The 18,734-nt window shown below is 49.7% G+C and carries 18 protein-coding genes; 4 read left to right on the top strand and 14 right to left on the bottom strand.

The genetic code is table 11. From position 1 onward, the window contains the following. Position 1: 1 nt before the first annotated feature. From AB7M26_RS15515 to AB7M26_RS15485, 7 genes are all read right to left on the bottom strand, one after another. Complete coding sequence (locus AB7M26_RS15515; RefSeq protein WP_429385092.1) at positions 2-985, bottom strand: glycosyltransferase family 2 protein; 984 nt, start codon at positions 983-985, stop codon at positions 2-4. Positions 986-1,007: 22 nt separating this feature from the next. Next, entirely contained in the window at positions 1,008-2,162 is a 1,155-nt protein-coding gene (locus AB7M26_RS15510; protein WP_429385089.1) for an O-antigen ligase family protein, read from the bottom strand. Positions 2,163-2,305: 143 nt separating this feature from the next. Beyond that, positions 2,306-3,538, bottom strand: coding sequence for a Coenzyme F420 hydrogenase/dehydrogenase, beta subunit C-terminal domain (locus tag AB7M26_RS15505; RefSeq protein WP_429385087.1), 1,233 nt, complete (start codon positions 3,536-3,538; stop codon positions 2,306-2,308). Beyond that, positions 3,539-4,720, bottom strand: a complete 1,182-nt coding sequence (locus tag AB7M26_RS15500) for a polysaccharide pyruvyl transferase family protein (RefSeq protein WP_429385084.1) — start codon at positions 4,718-4,720, stop codon at positions 3,539-3,541. Further along, on the bottom strand, positions 4,717-6,000 hold the full coding sequence (locus AB7M26_RS15495; protein WP_429385082.1) for an oligosaccharide flippase family protein: 1,284 nt from the start codon (positions 5,998-6,000) through the stop codon (positions 4,717-4,719). The genes AB7M26_RS15500 and AB7M26_RS15495 overlap by 4 nt, the downstream gene beginning before the upstream one ends. 240 nt (positions 6,001-6,240) lie before the next feature. Continuing rightward, on the bottom strand, positions 6,241-8,466 hold the full coding sequence (locus AB7M26_RS15490; RefSeq protein ID WP_429385079.1) for a polysaccharide biosynthesis tyrosine autokinase: 2,226 nt from the start codon (positions 8,464-8,466) through the stop codon (positions 6,241-6,243). Positions 8,467-8,511: 45 nt separating this feature from the next. After that, positions 8,512-8,952 carry a low molecular weight protein-tyrosine-phosphatase gene (locus AB7M26_RS15485; protein ID WP_454238393.1) on the bottom strand — a complete coding sequence of 147 codons (441 nt, stop codon included), beginning with the start codon at positions 8,950-8,952 and terminating at the stop codon, positions 8,512-8,514. 649 nt (positions 8,953-9,601) lie between these two features. Here AB7M26_RS15485 and galU point away from each other — a divergent pair. The 3 genes from galU to rfaH all read left to right on the top strand — a co-directional run bounded on the left by galU (position 9,602) and on the right by rfaH (position 11,446). Then, positions 9,602-10,435, top strand: coding sequence for a UTP--glucose-1-phosphate uridylyltransferase GalU (gene galU, locus AB7M26_RS15480; protein WP_429385075.1), 834 nt, complete (start codon positions 9,602-9,604; stop codon positions 10,433-10,435). A gap of 76 nt (positions 10,436-10,511) precedes the next feature. Further along, complete coding sequence (locus AB7M26_RS15475; protein WP_429385072.1) at positions 10,512-10,943, top strand: phosphohexomutase domain-containing protein; 432 nt, start codon at positions 10,512-10,514, stop codon at positions 10,941-10,943. After that, positions 10,940-11,446, top strand: coding sequence for a transcription/translation regulatory transformer protein RfaH (gene rfaH / locus AB7M26_RS15470; RefSeq protein WP_052965259.1), 507 nt, complete (start codon positions 10,940-10,942; stop codon positions 11,444-11,446). Before AB7M26_RS15475 ends, rfaH begins: the two co-directional genes overlap by 4 nt. 152 nt (positions 11,447-11,598) lie before the next feature. On the opposite strand, the gene AB7M26_RS15465 is transcribed toward rfaH, so the two are convergent. Further along, positions 11,599-12,435 carry an undecaprenyl-diphosphate phosphatase gene (locus tag AB7M26_RS15465; RefSeq protein ID WP_429385069.1) on the bottom strand — a complete coding sequence of 279 codons (837 nt, stop codon included), beginning with the start codon at positions 12,433-12,435 and terminating at the stop codon, positions 11,599-11,601. 335 nt (positions 12,436-12,770) lie between these two features. Between AB7M26_RS15465 and AB7M26_RS15460 the strand changes: the two genes are divergently transcribed. After that, complete coding sequence (locus AB7M26_RS15460; protein ID WP_123497718.1) at positions 12,771-13,187, top strand: hypothetical protein; 417 nt, start codon at positions 12,771-12,773, stop codon at positions 13,185-13,187. Here the strand turns inward: AB7M26_RS15460 and AB7M26_RS15455 are convergent. The 6 genes from AB7M26_RS15455 to AB7M26_RS15430 form a co-directional block, all read right to left on the bottom strand. Next, the gene (locus tag AB7M26_RS15455; RefSeq protein WP_123497720.1) at positions 13,181-14,083 is read right to left on the bottom strand and encodes a universal stress protein; all 903 of its coding nucleotides are present in this window, start codon (positions 14,081-14,083) and stop codon (positions 13,181-13,183) included. The two genes, AB7M26_RS15460 and AB7M26_RS15455, sit on opposite strands and share 7 nt — an antisense overlap. Positions 14,084-14,284: 201 nt before the next feature. Then, positions 14,285-14,884, bottom strand: a complete 600-nt coding sequence (locus tag AB7M26_RS15450) for a trypsin-like peptidase domain-containing protein (RefSeq protein ID WP_429388850.1) — start codon at positions 14,882-14,884, stop codon at positions 14,285-14,287. A 330-nt stretch (positions 14,885-15,214) separates the two neighbouring features. After that, on the bottom strand, positions 15,215-16,444 hold the full coding sequence (gene arsJ, locus AB7M26_RS15445; RefSeq protein WP_429385065.1) for an organoarsenical effux MFS transporter ArsJ: 1,230 nt from the start codon (positions 16,442-16,444) through the stop codon (positions 15,215-15,217). Positions 16,445-16,453: 9 nt separating this feature from the next. After that, complete coding sequence (locus tag AB7M26_RS15440; RefSeq protein WP_123497726.1) at positions 16,454-17,458, bottom strand: ArsJ-associated glyceraldehyde-3-phosphate dehydrogenase; 1,005 nt, start codon at positions 17,456-17,458, stop codon at positions 16,454-16,456. Between the two features lie 10 nt (positions 17,459-17,468). Further along, complete coding sequence (arsH, locus tag AB7M26_RS15435) at positions 17,469-18,185, bottom strand: arsenical resistance protein ArsH (RefSeq protein ID WP_123497728.1); 717 nt, start codon at positions 18,183-18,185, stop codon at positions 17,469-17,471. A gap of 32 nt (positions 18,186-18,217) precedes the next feature. Continuing rightward, a complete protein-coding gene (locus tag AB7M26_RS15430; protein WP_123497730.1) occupies positions 18,218-18,583 on the bottom strand; it encodes a metalloregulator ArsR/SmtB family transcription factor in 366 nt (121 codons plus the stop codon). Positions 18,584-18,734: the final 151 nt, after the last annotated feature.

Raw genomic sequence — 18,734 nt, 5'->3', positions numbered from 1 at the left:
GCTAACTCTCCACAGCCTTCCAGTCTTTAAACCTTCCGAAAACAAAGGATAATAGCAGAGCTACATTTCGATCTAGTTTATGCATGCTAATACCTGAGAAAAAACATTTCGACAAACCCAAAACAACTGAACCACTTCTCAGCCCAACAGTTAAAGATAATAATTTCCGTTGAGAAGGTGTTACTCTCGAGCCGTAACACTTATTAAAACTAGCAGCCTGTAATATAACTCTGTTTAGATATTTTTGAGCCTTTAACCAAGGCTTTTGATTATATAGAAGTCGTAGATAATGCCGAAAGCCGGAATCTTTGGCACCTAGACAATTTCCTCCATGCTGGCGATAAAAAATAGTGGGCTTATCCAAATAAGTAATTTTACCTAAACTGGATGCGACCAACGCCAACCACCAGTCGTGCATCATTATGTTATTCGGCGTATCAAATGCGGATAGTTTACTTTCTTCGAGTAGTTTTTTATTCGCCGCAATTGTGCATCCAACAACGACATTCTGAATTAATAGTTTTGAAAAATTAACTCCTTTTATAGGATCAAATCTACTTTTTTCCATAAAAGAGCTTGATATCTCTCCCAAACGCTCGTCCACGACCTTTAGATCAGTAAATACTAAATGTGGCCCATCATATGACTTGAGAATTTTTATGCTGTCATAAACCTTATTTGGCAACCAAACATCATCTTGATCGCAAAACATAAAATATTCTGTTTCAACACAAGCTAAAAGCTTAATAAATGATCCGGCGGGACCTTGATTCCCATAACCATCAGTAATTATCTGCACCCGCGCATCTTTCACCGAATAAGATTTTACAATTTCAAGCGTGCTATCAGAAGAACCATCATCCCTTACAAGCAACACCCAATCTTGGTATTGTTGTTGAACAATAGAATCTATCTGTTCCCTTAGATATTTCTCACCGTTATATGTTGAAAGCAGGATAGTCACAGAACCACTTGAATTAGCCATCTCGTCGCCCCTTACTAAAAATTCATAAACCTTTGTTTTTTTGAAAGACTTCAAGTTTAGTTAGAAGTGCAAAATATACATACGCTAACGTAAACACTTCAAAGGTACTTAATACAGCACAAAATATTAAAAACCCAAACAGCGATATTGAAAGACCGTCCGACACATTACTATACGGCGACTCTAACTTAGCCGTAAGCTTTCTTGCCTTCCTGAAATAAGTTACCACTACACAAACAAAAAATATAAACGCAGGCAATCCGGAATCAGCTGCAATCGTTAGGTAGTAGTTATCAACTGATTTTTCACCCGTTGTGACATTTGAACTTGCAACATGATCCACAGCCAACCCAGGCCCCCATCCTACCAGTGGATGTTTTTCAAATGTATCCAGCCCAAGATTAAACTGATCAATTCTCGCTTGAGTGCTCATTGACTCAGAATCACTTTGCCTTTCAAGTGCAATACTCGCAAAATTATATGCGACTGGAATACCCGTAAAAACAACAGCAATCATGACAAATGATCTTACAATGGGCATTATCTCTCGTTGATTTTTTAGATCCCGGATTAACTTAAACAAAAACATAAGCCCAAGCTGAAGTATAAAAATAAGTACTCCAGCTCTCGACCCAGTAGAAATTAGCGTATATGTTCCAAGCAATAAAACTGTGACTGAAGCAAGTTTTATATGCTTGCTGACCTTTATTTTTAAAAACAAAATCGCCACTGGAATAGTTAATATTAGATATTCCGCCAATACTAACGGATGTAAGAAACCTGCCTGAACCCTGTAAGTTCCCCTAATTTTTTCTGTTAACGCCGATGCAACATACCCCGTTTCCATTGCGCTTCGAGGAACAAAATTATAAAATATATTAGCTTGGATTAAAGACTCAATAACTCCAATCACAGAGACGATGACCGCGCCATACAATACAAACTTAAGCGATTCAATTATCTTCTTTTTACTTGACACCAACAAAATGGTCATCATAAAAAAAGAGTACTGCAAAAGAACATCTAAAGCAGCAATAAAAACTGAATATATAGGATCTTCTGAAAAAACAGCTGATATTAATCGCCATAAAAAAAATAAACTTACAAAAACTACCGCGCGTGAGCTTTCGCGAAAACGTCTATACGCGATCGTCATATTTTTTGGCGAAGCCAACATCGAAAATATCGTCAATACTATTAATAATAATGTGTACACCCTCTGAATATTAAGTATAGGTAGACCCGAAACTTTAAGACCCGCATACGTTGGCCACAAAGTGAACAATGTGAGGTATGCCAAGTATAGTCTATATAGCATACTCAGACATTCTTCCTATTTTCTCTCATCTTGAACCCACGCTTTACTGTACCTGCAAATGATCTTAATAAAGATACAGGCGTAGCGAGCATAGTTGCCTTCAATAGAATATTCGTATTATATCTTGGAACAGCCAAGCCAATTAGCCTTAGAGCCAAGAACCTAAACAACAACGTTTTCTTTCTGTATGCTTGATGAAATTGAACCTTTTCTACTCTCGAACAATCGACTTCACTAGAAACGTTTATATATCCACTTTTAATACACTGCTCTAATAGATTTTGCCCTACTCTATTTCTAGAAATAATAAAGCTCTGGCCATCCCTTTCTGAAAAATCAGGCGATCCATCCTCCGCAACATGCCAGGCATCAGCACCTGTAATATCTGCAAATTCACCTGTACCATCGGGACATAATTTACAACGCCATTGTACCCGCGGACTAAGAACATATCTCCATGACTCCTCATAGGACATAGATCTTGTGGTATCGTCCTTGAGTGTGACTGTTGCAGCCCCTGGCCAACCATCGCCTCTGTATCTAAAGTCTTTAACTTCAGACTCCTCTACTCCTAAATCTTTAACAATTCTCAGAGTACCTTCTTTACTGGGAACACCGGCACACATGAACGACAACATATATTTAATTTTGTCGTCTACTCGCTTATCGTGCTTTGCCAATCTTCTCAAAGCTGCCACATCACAAGGCTTTCCGACGAAAGCAAAGGTTCCCGGCCGGTCTAACAAACTAACAATAGTATTCAAAGGAGCCGAGGGAGAGTATCTAGAACCAGTAGCCCTTAATATTTCAGCTCTATTTTTTGCTATATTAACTTGCGTATCAAACGGATTATCATCACCAACACAAGTATTAACGACGTAATCTACTATTTTTTCCTCTAGTAGATATATTTGAAGTGCACTCAAGACCCCCCCAGATGACCCTTTTTTACGCACGCCGCTATCTGACGCGGCACCAATAGAAATCGTATCGACAACGCCCCACAATGGGTGATGATCTTTACTAGCAGTAGCGTGACTGACATTCAATCCTGGACAAACATCTTTTATAACTTCTGAATCCAACATTTTCAGCTCATTATAAATTTTCGGCCTTAAATACCCTTCATCATTCATTGCAACTTTGATATTACTGGCACCTGCGATACTTTCACACAGCCCGCACCCAGTACATAGATTGTTTTTCTCTACCAACTTAATAATATCTGAGCTCATTTATTCACAGCTCTCAAATTTTCTTTTCAGGAAAGCTTTATATACACCGAGCTTAGTTTGCGCCAAAGCATTACTCTTACTTATTTCCTTGGCAAGACTTTCTCTATCAGAGTAACCTTCTAAAATTGTATTAATAGCGGTTTGAGTTGTATCAGACTGACCATCTACTAAGTTTCTATACCCTAACGTCCCATATAAACCGCTAAACTTACGGCTGTACGCCACAGGCACTACGGGTACCCCGCTAGAAAAGGCCGCAATCGTTGCATGCATACGCGCACCGGTAAAAAAGTCCAAGTTCGAAATATAACTTTTCGCCTCTACAGGCGAAGAAAATTTAGGCGCCAATATACACTCAGGAAATTTATTCTTAACACTCAAACTAGCGCGATAATCATCTTCAACAGCGTACCTATCAGTTATAACATGTGAGACCAAGTGCACTCTAACATTACTGTCCTTCGAGAATTCCTTAATAACACTTTCGATCAAGCTCGGATAATTAATCGTTAATCCAAACTGATTCTCCCCGTTGTACCCTCCATTCATGAGTAACCCGGAAATATTGATCCCTACATCTATATGTTCTTTTACTTTTTGAACATTTTCACGATTGTACGGCAGTGCAAAAGCCAGATCGGTTACCACGCTTGAGTTACGCTGATGTCCATTTTTTACTAAATAATTATAGGACTGTTCATCTCGAGCAAACACAGCACTCGCTTTCTTTATAATGAAGTTTGATACGACCTTCCCATACCCTTTATTAAAGGGCCCAATGGTTTGGGGGCTAAGCACAAGTTCTTTACCGCAATTAATCACTAGCGCCTTACTTAAGGCCTGCTGAAGAAACCTTTTAAAACCATATATATCCGTAAAACTATCACCCTCACTCAAATCAAACACAATAAAGCATTCAGATATCGCCTTCCTGATATCAAGTAGCTTTAACGGATTTTTAGCTATTTGCCTTATTGAAAACTGAGAATAGCTTACTTTGCGTGTCGTAGCTTTTTGAAATTCATTGTCCGTCGACGGCATCATTCCAATGACGTGATAACCAACATCTAAATTAAGCTCTTCAAGCGCCTCTTCGATCAAACAAAAATGACTATAACTTAAAGCTCCAACACCTAAATTTTCAGAAGGATAGTTGTGCCATAAAAGTCCAATTTTTTTCATTGCGCAATTCTTCCAAAGTTATTAATAAAAAAGACGGCTACAAGCATATAGAATCCGATGGTTAGCGCTATATTTTGTTTCGATAGCCCTAATGGCACGTTACTGCTAATTAGCCTAAAGATATAAAGCATGTGCAGCACCAAAATAGAAACCAGGAGAGAAATTACAATCCCTTTTATTCCCAAATATGGCGCAACCAATACAGATAGCGCTAAAAAAATGAGCATGCTTAAAACATTGTAAAAAGCCCGATGACTTTGATGCCCCAAGCTAGATAAGACTATCCCGTGTGCTGCTGCCAAATATCTCTGCATCAGCAAAACACCTATAAGAGGAAGTAAGCTTACTAGCTCTACATATTTTTCTCCGTAAATCATGCTTGTCATTGGTGCGGAACCATAAATGAACAGCACAGCTCCTAGGCCGCCTAACAACTGCATCTTGAAATACAACCGAACTATCAAAGCTTTTAACTTATCGTCATCAGCATTATGACGTGAAAGACTCGGAAGATAAACATTAGACAAGACTTGCGCCCCCGTATTCGCACCTTGCAATAGGCGCATCCCTGCCTGGTATATACCAACTGCGTTGTGCCCTAGTAAATACCCTACAATCAGAGTGTCAATACTGGTCACCAAGTTAGTTAAAAAAGCATCTATTCCAAAAGCTGTATTTTTTCTTATATCGCTTATGGTATTTTTCAGACTACCCCGAATCTTCTGCTGGCAGTCTATAAACTTATAGATGGTGCAAGACAAAGCAAGCTGCACCGCCTTACAAAAGAGCATACCCAATGCAACACTTTTAGTTCCCCCCCCCATAATTAAAATTATCATGAGCACAGAAAAGTATACACAATTGCTAATAAGTGTAATTGCGGTTTCGTAATGGTACTTATTAATACCCCTGTACACCGCATTCATAGATTCTGAAAACGAGGTCATAACACATGAAACTAACACAATAAAAAACAGAACTACTTGGTACATATGAAGCTTCAAGTATATTACCGTTAGCGCTGAAACAAGGAGCAATATGAATGACAACACTAACTTAGCCTTTATAACATCAGCTAATATCTGCCTTTCTTGATTCTTGTTGACTCCTATATCACGCAATATACTTTGAGTGAATCCAAAATCCACAACCAAACAAGCTATCGTTGCTGCTGTATATATGTATATGAACTCACCAAATTCAGATACATTCCAATAACGCGCCATAAAAACGAATAGCGCAACATTAGTTAACAGCCGAACAAATACGGTAAAACCCATGAAGAATATTTTTCGAATCACTGACAAACCCTTTGACCTTTACAAGGTTTCTAGAGAGCGGCGGGCACGCTACCGCCCCAGGATTTTTCGTCATATTCCTCAGGACGTGATGTTTCCATGAAATATCGGTTCGATCATGCCTATTGGCTAATGATCCGGAACAGCAACCAACGATAAAACCAAAGAACAATAGTAACACCGTCAAACATCTGAATTTATGACGCGATCTTTCTAACTTCGTCAGTTTTTGTCGGAGGCATAAGCATAGTTGTAATAACCATAATCACTGTAGCCATATTTATTGGAGGCCTTTCTCTCCACGCCATTAAAAATCGCACCTTTAATGACAACACCATTCTGAGAGAATCGACGGACCGTCAACTCGATTTCTTTCGCCGGGTTCAGGCCATAGCGCGTAACAATCAGATTGGTCCCGGACTGGCGTCCGACGATCGCCGCATCTGTCACCGCCAGTAGTGGCGGCGTGTCGAGAATCACCAGATCGTATTGCTTGCTCGCCTGCTCCAATAGCGCGCTGAAATTGGCATGCATCAGTAACTCGGAAGGATTGGGCGGGATTTGGCCTCGACTGACAAAATCAAAGTTGTCGATTGCGGTCTTATGGATAGCGGTGGCCATATCGCAGCGCCGGGCCAGGATATCGGAAAGCCCATTGTCTGCAGAAGTACCTAACACTTTGTGCAGGTAGCCTTTGCGCATGTCGACGTCGATCAACAATACCCGTAACCCGGTTTGTGCTATCACCACCGCGAGATTGACCGATACGAACGTTTTACCCACTTTAGGGCTAGGCCCGGAAATCATCAGGCGGTTATTGTCGGCCTCATGCATGGCGAAATGCAGACTGGTACGCAAACTGCGCAATGCCTCAATTGCCAGATCGGTAGGATGACTGATGGCCAGCAAAGTAGAACCTGCGGAACGCCCTCGTCCGCGGGAGATTTTGTCTTCTTCGGCTTTCTGCAAAATGCTGTAAGGAATCGAAGCGTAGACCGGCAACCCAAGTTGCTCGATGGCTTCCGGACTTTCCAATCCTCGGTTCAGCGCCTTGCGTACCAGCACCAGGGCTACCGCCAGCAAGCCGCCAAGAATTGTGGCGATCAGTACAATCAAGGCTTTTTTCGGTTTGACCGGCTTGAGAAAATTGACGTCCGCAGTGTCGATCAGACGCACGTTACCGACCGTCCCCGCGCGCATCACATCCAGCTCCTGAGACTTGTTCAGCAGTTGGGTATAAATGGCCGTCCCGACTTCTACATCCCGGGTAAGGTTCAACAATTCTTGCTGGGTGGAGGGAAGGCCCTCCACCTTGCTCGCCAAACTTTTCTGCTTGCTGCTCAACTCACCGATCTGGGTCAATAATGCGCGATAGGCGGGATGTTGCCGGGTGAACTTGCGGTCCATTTCGGCTTGTTGCAATTTTAACTCGGAGATGCTGGTATCGAGCCCGACAATCTGATCGAGAATGGCTTTGGTTTCGAGCGTGATATCCACGGACTTGCTGCGCGTCTGGTATTCATTCAAGGCATTCCCGGCTTTCTCCAGGTCCTTCTTGACCACCGGAAGTTGCTCTTTGAGAAACGCCAGGCTCTGTGCTGCCTCAGCGGAAGTACGTTCTACGTTTTGCCGAACATAAATAGTGGCGATTTCATTGAGTGTTTTAATGGCTTGGTTCGGATCTGTACTTTCCAGTGACAGGCCGATCATGCCCGAATCCTTTCCGCGCTCGACTACATCGAGATCCTCTTGGTAGTCGAGGATACTGGTCAGGCGGGAATTGCGGATGATTCTGAAGCGGGTTCCAGGATTGGCGTGCATTTCTTCTATCTGGAACGCAACGCCATTTTGTTCGAAAAGTTGCCCAGTCTGGGTGGCTGCCAATAGGTTGTCGTCTTCGTCCACCAAGGTGTAATGACCATTTTCACCCGCGGTCAGGGTCAACTTCTTGCCCAGTTGCGAGTCGGGAAGATCCAGTTTGAATATCTTCAGCGACTCCCCTCCCCAGGCGAAACTGTTCAACCCCAACAAGGGGTCGGCTATTTCACCGGGATTTTTACTCTGGAATCGACGAGCCAGGAACTCGCCGACCACCGGGAAGTACATTGGTTGTATGACGATATCAAGTTTCAGGTTATCGACCGTCTTGCCAATCACCGCACGAGACTTGATCAACTCGATCTCGGTCGCCGAAGGCGACTCTTTTCCCAACATGCTGCTGACATCGGAGAAGCCCAACAAATCATTCTTCTTCGCTTCAACCTGCAACAACGCATTCGCTTGGTATACCGGCGTCGCCAGCACCGCGAACGCCACACCAGTCACCATAAAGGCACCGGTAACCGCGGCAATCAGCCATTTATGGTCGATAAGTGTCCCAAACAAGCCGAGAAGATCAATCTCGTCATTGTCGTCGTCCCGCACGTTAACTACCGGTGCTTGCTGCATAAGTCGGATTCTTTGCCTGTATTACGATTCAAAAAGGAGTGGCCATCAGCGCGCCAGGCGCTGTGCCCATGCGAGTACGGCTTCTTCGATCAACGCATAAGCGTGCACAAATGCAGGTTTGCCTTGACGGTAGGGGTCGCTGATTTCGCGATCGTCTTGCCATTTGCCCAGCAGCAACACTTTGCCTCGCGCTTCAGGGGCAATGTTGAGTACCCCGCTGACATGCCGCCGCTCCATCACCAGAATCAAGTCCGCCTCGCTGACGGCTTGAGAGGTGAGCTGAACGGCCTGGTGCTCATGGGGCAGATGACCATGCTCGGTGAGTACGGCGTGTGCCGTCGACTCGATGGGTTTGCCCACCAAGGCAGCGAGACCAGCCGAGCTGACCTCGATATCGGAATGAACGAGTGCCCCGCGCAGCAGATGCTCCGCGGTGGGACTGCGGCAAATATTGCCGACGCAGACAATCAAAACCCTTTTAAGCAAGATAACATTCCCCGTCTTGTCAACATTGGCGGTGACATAGCACTTGCCGAACATAAGAGCTTTAAACTACGAATGAATCCGGGTATGTATAACCCCAGTAACTGCAGCTGAAACTTTCAAACCATCAGTGCGTATTTATTACCATGACGCTTGAACAGCCCCCAACTTTTTCTTCAGACAAAAAATAACATTTCGCTCTTTGAACGCTGAATATAACAGTTCGAAAATTTATCCAGACAATTTCTAACAATTGCCGTTTTCCCGTGACCGTTCAATCTAAATTACACCGAAATAGCGAGTGGCTAATATATAGCCGTTCCGTTAGTGCATTGCCAGGACGTCGGACATTCGGTTAGAAGTTGGGTAAGAGATGTCTTGGGTAATAACTTTGTTTACAGCGGGTTGCGTCAGGAGCATGCCGTGGAACAACCAGGCATGCTCGCCGGCCAACCGACCGCCCGATTTTCTCTGCCCCCGCCTTGCGCGAAACATGGCGTACAGGCCTTTCGCTGCCCCTGCAGCGTTGCCAACATTTTTCTCGAGTGAACGAGCCATTTAGAGCCCGCACTCTCCAGCGTTACCGGTTCCGCCGTCGAACCTTTCCTACTGCCGTTAGCCATTCCATCTGTCTACTTTCAAGGACGCTTCCATGATTCGTAAATGCCTATTCCCCGCTGCCGGCTATGGGACCCGCTTTTTGCCCGCCACCAAGGCCATGCCGAAGGAGATGCTGCCGATCGTCAATAAGCCGCTGATCCAGTACGCCGTCGAGGAAGCGCGTGACGCCGGCCTGCAACATATGGCCATCGTTACTGGCCGGGGCAAGCGAGCGCTGGAGGATCATTTCGATGTCAGCTTCGAGCTCGAACACCAGATTCGCGGCACTGATAAGGAGCGATTCCTGGAAGGCACTCGTGAGCTGATCGATACCTGTACTTTTTCCTATACCCGCCAAGTGGAAATGAAGGGCCTGGGGCACGCCATTCTCAGTGGTCGTTCGCTGATCGGTGATGAGCCATTCGCCGTGGTGCTGGCCGACGACCTGTGTTTGAACCTGGAAGGTGACGGCGTACTGGCGCAAATGCTCAAGCTCTACGAGCAATTCCGCTGCTCGATCGTGGCGATCCAGGAAGTACCGCGTGAGCAGACTCAAAAGTACGGCGTGATTGCCGGCGAGCTGATTCGCGAGGGTATTTACCGGGTCAACAGCATGGTCGAAAAGCCCCGCCCGGAAGACGCCCCGTCCAACCTGGCCATTATCGGTCGGTACATTCTGACCCCCGATATCTTCGACCTGATCGCCGACACCGAGCCTGGCAAGGGCGGTGAAATCCAGATCACCGACGCCTTGATGAAGCAGGCCCAAAATGGCTGCGTGCTGGCCTACAAATTCGAGGGACGACGCTTCGATTGCGGCGGCGCCGAAGGTTACATCGAAGCCACCAACTTCTGTTTCGAGCACCTGCATCAGAACACCTTGTGACGGCGCTGAACCCTGACAAACGTGTGCGTTATCGAATTGATTTTTTGGTCTTTATTACCCTATGGACGAAGCCTCTATGAAGACATTGAGCGGTTTCAAGGCAGATGACAGTCGCCGCCCGTATGGCGCTGACCTTAAGAACAACCTCGCGTACCTCATCGTGCGCGCCTATGCGTCGGAGCTGATCTTTCCCCGGGTGCAGAAACAGCCGGTGCTGCTGGTGGAACGCATCGGTGCCTTCCCCTCCTCCGGGGAAATCCGCCGTCACGTCAAGGATGGTCCGGCGTTAATGGCGAGCATCAGGCAGCGTTACGCCGCCGATGCCCTCGACATCGACGAGAGCGATGGGCTGAACCTGGTCTTTGCCGACTGGCGTCTCAGCTTGCGTCTTTTGGACGACGGCTGCGTGACTTGCCTGACCGTGGAAAGTCGCGGCGACAGCGTGCTCATGCAGCACAAAACCGCCGAACTGCTGGGGCAAATCGATGCAGGGAGGGAATTCGAATGAACGCGATTGCAGAACACGCCGACAAAGCCTGGTACCTGCTTCAGTGCAAACCCAAACAGGATGAACGCGCCGAAGAGCATTTACAGCGCCAGGGCTACGCCTGTTTTCGTTCGACCTACCGGCGTGAGCGCGTTTTGCGCGGGCAGCGTCGTGTGATCAGCGAGTCGCTGTTTCCGGGCTATCTGTTTATTCAACTGAGCCTTCAGGACAGTTGGGGCCCGCTGCGCTCGACCCGCGGTGTTTCGCGCGTCGTCGGGTTCGGCGGTCAGCCACTGCCGATCCGCGATGCGCTGATCGACGAGCTCCAGGAGCGAGACAGTCAGGCGATCGTGACAACGTTGTTGAGGCACGGAGATACGGTGCGCATCACTGAAGGTCCGTTCTCCGATCTTGAGGCGGTATTCCTGGCCATGGACGGCGAGGAACGGGTGCTGTTGATGATGAATTTCCTGCAGCGTGAACAGCACATCAGCCTGCCACTGGCAGGGGTTAACAAGATTTAGATCCGCCCGGAGTCTTGAGTCAAAGAAACCTGTGGCGAGGGAGCTTGCTCCCGCTTGAGTGCGTAGCACTCACAAAAATCGGTTGTCAGATTTTTGGGGCCGCTACGCAGCCCAGCGCGAGCAAGTTCGCTCGCCACAAAGCCCAGGAAAACCTACGCCCCTTCCGAGAGATGATTCCAGTCGATCCAACCCAAAAACCATGTCGCCAGAATCAGCAAACCGAACGCAATCCGGTACCAGGCAAACACCGCATAACTATGGTTGGCGATGAACTTGAGCAAACCGCGCACGGCAATCATCGCAAAGAGGAATGCGGCAACAAACCCCAAGGCAAACACCGGCAAGTCTGCGGACTGGAACAGGTCGCGGTACTTATAGCCCGAGTACACCGCGGCCCCCACCATTGTCGGCATCGCCAGGAAGAATGAAAACTCGGTAGCCGTCTTGCGTGACAGGCCAAACAGCAACCCGCCGATAATCGTCGAACCCGAGCGCGAAGTGCCGGGGATCATCGCCAGGCACTGTGCGCAACCGACTTTCAAGGCATCGGTCCAGCGCATCTCGTCAACGTGATCGATAACCACCACATGCTCACGTTGCTCCGCCCACAACATGATGATTCCACCTATCACCAGCGCCACGGCCACGGTGATCGGGTTGAAAAGATACTCATGGATTTTGTCGGCGAACATCACACCCAGAACAACCGCCGGCAAGAAACCGATCAACAAATTCAAAGTGAAACGTTGCGCATTACGCTGGGTTGGCAAACCGGTAGTGATCTCCAGAATCTTGCGACGAAACTCCCAGACGACCGCCAGAATAGCCCCCAACTGGATGATGATATTGAACGCCATGGCTCGCTCACCGCCGAAGTCGAGCAAGTCCGCGGCAATAATCTGGTGTCCCGTACTGGAGATGGGCAAAAACTCTGTGAGCCCTTCAACCAATCCTAGAATCGATACCTGCATGGTGGTCCAGAAGTCCATTAATCCCCCGTTAAACCCTCTCGGCTGAAAGGTCTGTTGATGATGCCGAACATTTGATTCTGGTCGCGATTAAACCTGTCGGACCAGCGGAGGATTAAAGCGCACTCTCTGCCTGCTTGAGCTAAACGTTATAAAACGTCCATGTCGCAGCGCCGGGGCGGAGCTCCTGAAATACCCTTCGCCCCGAGAACGTCTGAGTATGAAATTCTTTTGCAGAATCGGCACTTGTATATCGCGAATTCATGGATGCCACTCATCGTCGGATCGTTGACGTTTCGGCTTTGGGCGCGCGCAATGTTCTACCCAAAAATGATCGCTCCAAGAGAACATTCCATATGGCAAAGATCATAGTACTCGCCGGTGACTTCCCGCAGTGCGACGGGGAATATCACCTTGGAACCATCACCCTCAAAACATCCCTCAAGCCCCGGCTTGGAACCAGCTTCCCGGTATCGGAGTTCAAGGATCTAACCGTTCAGAACACTGATTCCAACAAAAATATAAAGAGCGCCATCGGCCTGGGGCTCGCGGGGGCCATGTTGCTCGGTCCCGTCGGCGCCATCGCCGGCTATCTGCTCGCCGGGAAAAATACCGAGGTGACCTTTATGGCCACATTGAAGGACGGTGAAAAGCTGCTCGCGGCGACCGACAGTGACACTTTCCGGGATATCTCGGCACGCGCCCTGAAAAAATCCCGAGGCGGCCGCCGAGGCCCCCTTTCCAGCTCACTTAACAACGGATCCATTCATTGATCCGCTTGCCCGGCGACGGCGAGAATGTTGCAGGGCACCCGATACAGAACATGCTCCGTGGTACTGCCCACCCATTTTTCCAGCCCCTTGCGATGAGCATTGCCCATGACGATCACGTCGGCCCGGTGATGCGCTGCAAAGTCGGCCAATGCTTTGCCTGGTGGCCCTGCAACGAAGTGTTGCCGTTCGGTGGGCACGCCGTAATGATCGGCCAATGCGATGAATGACTTATGCAAAGACTTGCGCACGTCGCTGTTGAAGCCGGGCATCGTCACTGCCCCCGCGCCCGCATCGGATATATGTGTCTGCGATAGATCGTAGGCATACAGCAGATGCATTTCTGCATGGCATTGCATTGCCAATTCGTTCGCAGCCTGGATGATCAGGTCGTTGATTCCGGTGATCTGAGTCTCTGGATGCGACGGATCGACGGCCGCCACGATCACGCGCGGAAGTGGGCAACTGACTTCGCTGACCAGATGGACGGGCACCGGACATTCACGCAGCAGATGCCAATCCAGAGGCGTGATGAAAACGCGTTTGAGCGCCGACTCATGCTGCACATCCTTGATAACCAGATCCGCCTGCGTTGTTGTCACGTGCTGAAGGATCTCTTGCAGCGCGTCGCGAGTGAACAGCACCTCGGTACTCAGGTTGATTCCGCGTCCACGGATCAGATCGGCTTCATCCTTGAGCCATTTTTCGTTCTCTTGCTGGCAAGCCTCACGAAACCGCGCACTGGCGTGGATCAAACCCAGGATGTTGAAATCTTCGATAAACACCGTGATATGCAGCGCTGCGCCCGTGGCCTCGGCAATGGCGACGGCCCGCTGCAGTGCCGGCGTGTGACGCATGGTGGGGCCGGCTATTAGAAAGAGTCGTTGATACTGGCTCATGTCACACCTCCAAACGTTCTGGGATATCTGCTAGCCCCCCAGCCTCTCGTCTGTCGCACCGCCAGCGATCTGCTATCGCCTCAATGACCCGGATCGACACAATCAATATACGCCTGGATTCAACTAACCCGCCAAGGTGTGTCTCATTGCAGCCAATACAATGAGACACATCCCGGAGGTCAATTGATTGACGACGCAAAGTTACTTCTTCGCGTACTTCGCGCCATGCGGGTCATTAAGCTTCACCTGCATCAGTTCCCATTCACGCTGAATGATCGAGTAAGGGATAAAGACGCTGATTCTCTCAGCCCCCTTTAACCCAGGGTGAAAACTCACATCATTAAAAGAGGTGGAGAAAAAACCGACATTGATACCGACAATGCTACCGTCATTGGCGATGACGGGGCCACCCGACATCCCCTTTATTATCGGGGCATCATGAATGGCATAGCGTTCGCCGCTGCCTTCATTGCTATTGATGAAAGGCGCCGAATACACCTTGCCTTGCCCGCTGACGGTGGTCATGTAGGGGCTCGCCCCCACGGCGGTGATGTGTTCACCCACACGCGGTGTGCGCCATGACGGGTAGCGACCGTCGGCCTTGTGCTGGATGAAGACGAGGTCGCAGCCGGTGCTGCAGCTGTATTCCACGTGGCGGATGAGGGGGGTGTGGCGAGTGGTGACGGCATAGTCTTCGTTCCATTGCACGGCCGAGGCCATGTACAGATAAGGCAAAGGAAAGCCCGAGAAGACTGAAAAGTATGAATCATTGGCAGGCCCCGACAAGTCGGGCTTTACCATACCGTTGCATCCTGCAAGAACAGCTCCTATTAAAAAGTAGGTCATGAATTTAATCATGATGATCACCGACTTATAAGGAGGATTGGATTTTTATTGTGGCGAAACTTTTGGTTGTCAGGTTCTTGTAGTTTTCCTCGCAGCCCGGCCTGGTTGGTTATTTATGGCTTAAGTTTTAATAAATGCGTATGAATAAATTGTGCTAAGACTAATTACTTTTCGATCCATATAAGAAACCTCAACTATTTGACGCCTGAAAAATGACACCCACATAATAAGCACATTAGAAATTAAACTTTCTTACTTGGTGTAAAGCCCATGAAACAGCGGCTTTCAGGGCAGTTGAATCGCTTTGGCATGCCGGGGTAACGCCACAGAAATCAGCGCTGCGAAAATAACAAATGCGCTGGATATCCATAAACACGCCCCCAGCCCGAAAGCCTGATAAACCCAGCCAGAGAGCACGGTGCCGATCAGCCGTCCCATGGCGTTGGACATGTAGTAAAAACCCACGTCCAGTGACACGCCGTCTTCCTTGGCATAGGACACGATCAGGTAGCTGTGCAGCGAGGAATTCACCGCGAACAGCGCACCAAAGACCATCAACCCGCCTAACAGCACCCCCTGCTGCGACAACCCGGTGTTCAGCCCCAAAGCGATTGCCGCGGGCAGGCCTGCCAGAGCAAGCGCCCACAGAAACGCAGCGCGGCCATCAGGAACATGCCCCCGTTTCTTGCCGGTAATTCGCGGCGCGAACGATTGCACGATGCCGTAGCCGATCACCCAGGTTGCAAGGAATCCACCGACCTTCCAGAAGTCCCAGCCAAAGACGCTGCTCAGGTACACCGGCAACGCCACGACAAACCAGACATCGCGAGCACCAAACAGAAACATCCGCGCCGCCGACAGAATGTTGATGGCCCGGCTTTTGGACAGGATGTCGCGAAACCTGGGCTTGGCTTTGGCCTTGCCCAGATCCTTTTTCAACAGGACCAAACTGCTGACCCAGATCAGCGCCAAGACACCCGCCATGGCCAGCAATGCCCCTTTGAACCCGATCAGGGCGAGCAATGCCCCGCCAAGAAAGAAACCGACACCCTTGAGTGCATTCTTCGAGCCGGTGAGGATGGCTATCCATTGGTAAAGCGTGCCCTGCTGTCCATCGGGCACCAGAAGCTTGATCGAGCTTTTGGCGCTCATCTTGTTCAGGTCTTTGGCGATCCCCGACAGCGCCTGCGCGCCCATCACCCAAGGAATCGTCAGCCAGGCCACTGGCACCGTGAGCATCAACAACGCCACAACCTGCATCCCCAGCCCAATGTTCATGGTCCGGTTCAGGCCCAATCGAGCGCCGAGATAACCGCCCAGCAAATTGGTGATCACACCAAAGAGTTCATAGAACAGAAACAATGCCGCGATTTGTAGCGGGCTGTAGCCCAACGCGTGAAAGTGCAGCACCACCAACATGCGCAAGGCACCGTCGGTGAGGGTGAAGGCCCAGTAATTGCCCGTCACGAGCAGGTACTGCCGCACTTGAGGCGCGAGGGCTGACAACGCTTTCATCACCGCTCCTTAAACGGCCAGGCCGACCATTCTGGCCAGTTCGACGGTGCGATTCGCGTAACCCCATTCATTGTCATACCAGGCATAGAGTTTGACCTGGGTGCCATTGATGACCATGGTCGACAGCGCATCGATGATCGATGAGCGTGGATCGGTGCGGTAGTCGATGGACACCAGCGGACGCTCCTCGAAACCGAGAATGTCTTTCAGTTCGTTCTCGGACGCGTCCTTGAGGAACTGATTCACTTCTTGGACGGTGGTGACGCGCTCGACTTCAAAGACACAGTCGGTCAGCGAAGCGTTGGCCAACGGTACGCGCACGGCATGGCCATTCAGACGCCCGCGCAGTTCCGGGAAGATTTCGGCAATCGCGGTGGCGGAGCCGGTGCTGGTCGGGATCAAACTCATGCCAGAAGCTCGTGCACGGCGCAGATCCTTGTGCGGCTGATCGAGGATGCTTTGAGTGTTGGTCAGGTCGTGGATGGTGGTGATCGAGCCGTGGCGAATGCCCAGTTTCTCGTGGATCACCTTCACCACCGGCGCCAGGCAGTTGGTGGTACACGACGCGGCGGTGACAATGCGATGTTCCGCCGGGTTGAACAGCTGATGGTTGACGCCCATGACGATGTTCAGCGCGCCCTGCTCCTTCACCGGGGCGCTGACCACCACACGCTTGACGCCTTGGTCGAGGTAAGCCTGAAGCACCGCGACGGTCTTCATCTTGCCGCTGGCTTCAATCACCAGATCGCAGCCCGACCAATCGGTGTCGGCAATCGCCTTGTTGGCCGTTACCTTGATGCGTTTGCCGTCGATGACGATGTTGTCGCCCTCGGAGTCGGCCTGGTCAATCCAACGGCCATGCACCGAGTCGAAGTTCAGCAGGTGCGCATGGGTTGCCGCGTCACCTGCCGGATCATTGATCTGCACGAATTCAAACTCTGGCCAGCGCCAGGCTGCTCGCAGAGCGAGGCGACCGATGCGGCCAAAACCATTGATGCCCACTTTGATCGTCATGTTTCCTCCTTCAAATAGAGCGCTGATTGACACGTTTCATGAGTTCTTGCGCCGATTCCTTGCGCTCGGAATAACGATCGACCAGATAGTCCTGACGATCGCGCAGCAGCAAGGTGAATTTCACCAGTTCTTCCATCACATCCACGACACGGTCGTAGAACGGCGAAGGTTTCATCCGGCCGTTATCGTCGAATTCCAGATAGGCCTTCGGCACGGAGGATTGGTTGGGAATGGTGAACATGCGCATCCAGCGCCCCAGCACCCGCAGCTGATTGACTACGTTGAACGACTGCGAGCCGCCGCACACTTGCATCACGGCGAGGGTCTTGCCCTGGGTCGGGCGTACGGCGCCCATCGCGAGCGGTACCCAGTCGATCTGCGCCTTGAAGACTGCGCTCATCGAACCATGACGTTCTGGTGAACACCAGACCTGCCCTTCCGACCACATCATTAATTCGCGCAGCGCCTGCACCCGCGGGTGATCGTCGCCAGCATCATCAGGCAACGGCAAACCAGACGGATTGAAAACCCGTGTCTCGGCGCCGAAATGCTGTAGCAAACGGGCAGCCTCCTCGACCAGCAAGCGACTGAAGGAGCGCTCACGGGTCGATCCGTACAACAGCAAAATGCGCGGCTTGTGGCTGGAAGTTTGTTCGATGCCGAGCTTGTCGGTCGAGGGGAGATCAACCAGTTCGGTATCGAGGTGGGGCATGTGGTCATCGTGCATGGTCATTGTCCTGCGCAAAAGCGCGTCTGGAATCATCGAACCGGGCAGCAAGCCGCTGTCCGCTCGGGACGGTCACCCATCTGTTCAAGGCGTTTGGCATCCGGGCTCAACCAGTGCCCGTTGGACTCGAGCACCATGGTCAGCACCTGATGCACCCAGCCCGGAAGATCCGGGTGCAGCCGGTAATAAACCCATTGGCCTTGGCGACGATCCGAGAGCAATCCGCAAGTGCGCAATTGCGCCAGGTGCCTGGAGACTTTGGGCTGGCTCTCATTCAACGCACAGGTCAGCTCGCAGACGCACAGTTCTCCCTCATGGGCGATGAGCAGCATCATGCGGACCCGGTTGTCGTCAGCCAGGCATTTGAAAACAGTGGTCGGCGTCAGGTGGTCAGCCATTGGGTCTCTCCGGGTTGAGCCGCTCATATGCGTTTTTCCGAATATACGTTTTTCCGCATGTAAAATTCAACGGCCAATGTGTCGACTCCTTATGTAAATGATATTTATTTACTTACAAAAGATAATCGTTATCATTAACGCGATAATTAAA

The sequence above is a fragment of the Pseudomonas sp. F-14 TE3482 genome, from assembly GCF_053629455.1.
Note: the sequence above shows the minus strand (reverse complement) of the source record. Positions and strands in the feature narration are given on the sequence as shown.

Coding starts and splice junctions, on each gene's coding strand:
- AB7M26_RS15515 (WP_429385092.1), bottom strand. CDS start 985: ATGGCTAATTCAAGTGGTTCTGTGACTATCCTGCTTTCAACATATAAC.
- AB7M26_RS15510 (WP_429385089.1), bottom strand. CDS start 2,162: ATGTTGGCTTCGCCAAAAAATATGACGATCGCGTATAGACGTTTTCGC.
- AB7M26_RS15505 (WP_429385087.1), bottom strand. CDS start 3,538: ATGAGCTCAGATATTATTAAGTTGGTAGAGAAAAACAATCTATGTACT.
- AB7M26_RS15500 (WP_429385084.1), bottom strand. CDS start 4,720: ATGAAAAAAATTGGACTTTTATGGCACAACTATCCTTCTGAAAATTTA.
- AB7M26_RS15495 (WP_429385082.1), bottom strand. CDS start 6,000: ATGGGTTTTACCGTATTTGTTCGGCTGTTAACTAATGTTGCGCTATTC.
- AB7M26_RS15490 (WP_429385079.1), bottom strand. CDS start 8,466: ATGCAGCAAGCACCGGTAGTTAACGTGCGGGACGACGACAATGACGAG.
- galU (WP_429385075.1), top strand. CDS start 9,602: ATGATTCGTAAATGCCTATTCCCCGCTGCCGGCTATGGGACCCGCTTT.
- AB7M26_RS15475 (WP_429385072.1), top strand. CDS start 10,512: ATGAAGACATTGAGCGGTTTCAAGGCAGATGACAGTCGCCGCCCGTAT.
- rfaH (WP_052965259.1), top strand. CDS start 10,940: ATGAACGCGATTGCAGAACACGCCGACAAAGCCTGGTACCTGCTTCAG.
- AB7M26_RS15465 (WP_429385069.1), bottom strand. CDS start 12,435: ATGGACTTCTGGACCACCATGCAGGTATCGATTCTAGGATTGGTTGAA.
- AB7M26_RS15460 (WP_123497718.1), top strand. CDS start 12,771: ATGGCAAAGATCATAGTACTCGCCGGTGACTTCCCGCAGTGCGACGGG.
- AB7M26_RS15455 (WP_123497720.1), bottom strand. CDS start 14,083: ATGAGCCAGTATCAACGACTCTTTCTAATAGCCGGCCCCACCATGCGT.
- AB7M26_RS15450 (WP_429388850.1), bottom strand. CDS start 14,884: ATGGTAAAGCCCGACTTGTCGGGGCCTGCCAATGATTCATACTTTTCA.
- arsJ (WP_429385065.1), bottom strand. CDS start 16,444: ATGAAAGCGTTGTCAGCCCTCGCGCCTCAAGTGCGGCAGTACCTGCTC.
- AB7M26_RS15440 (WP_123497726.1), bottom strand. CDS start 17,458: ATGACGATCAAAGTGGGCATCAATGGTTTTGGCCGCATCGGTCGCCTC.
- arsH (WP_123497728.1), bottom strand. CDS start 18,185: ATGCACGATGACCACATGCCCCACCTCGATACCGAACTGGTTGATCTC.
- AB7M26_RS15430 (WP_123497730.1), bottom strand. CDS start 18,583: ATGGCTGACCACCTGACGCCGACCACTGTTTTCAAATGCCTGGCTGAC.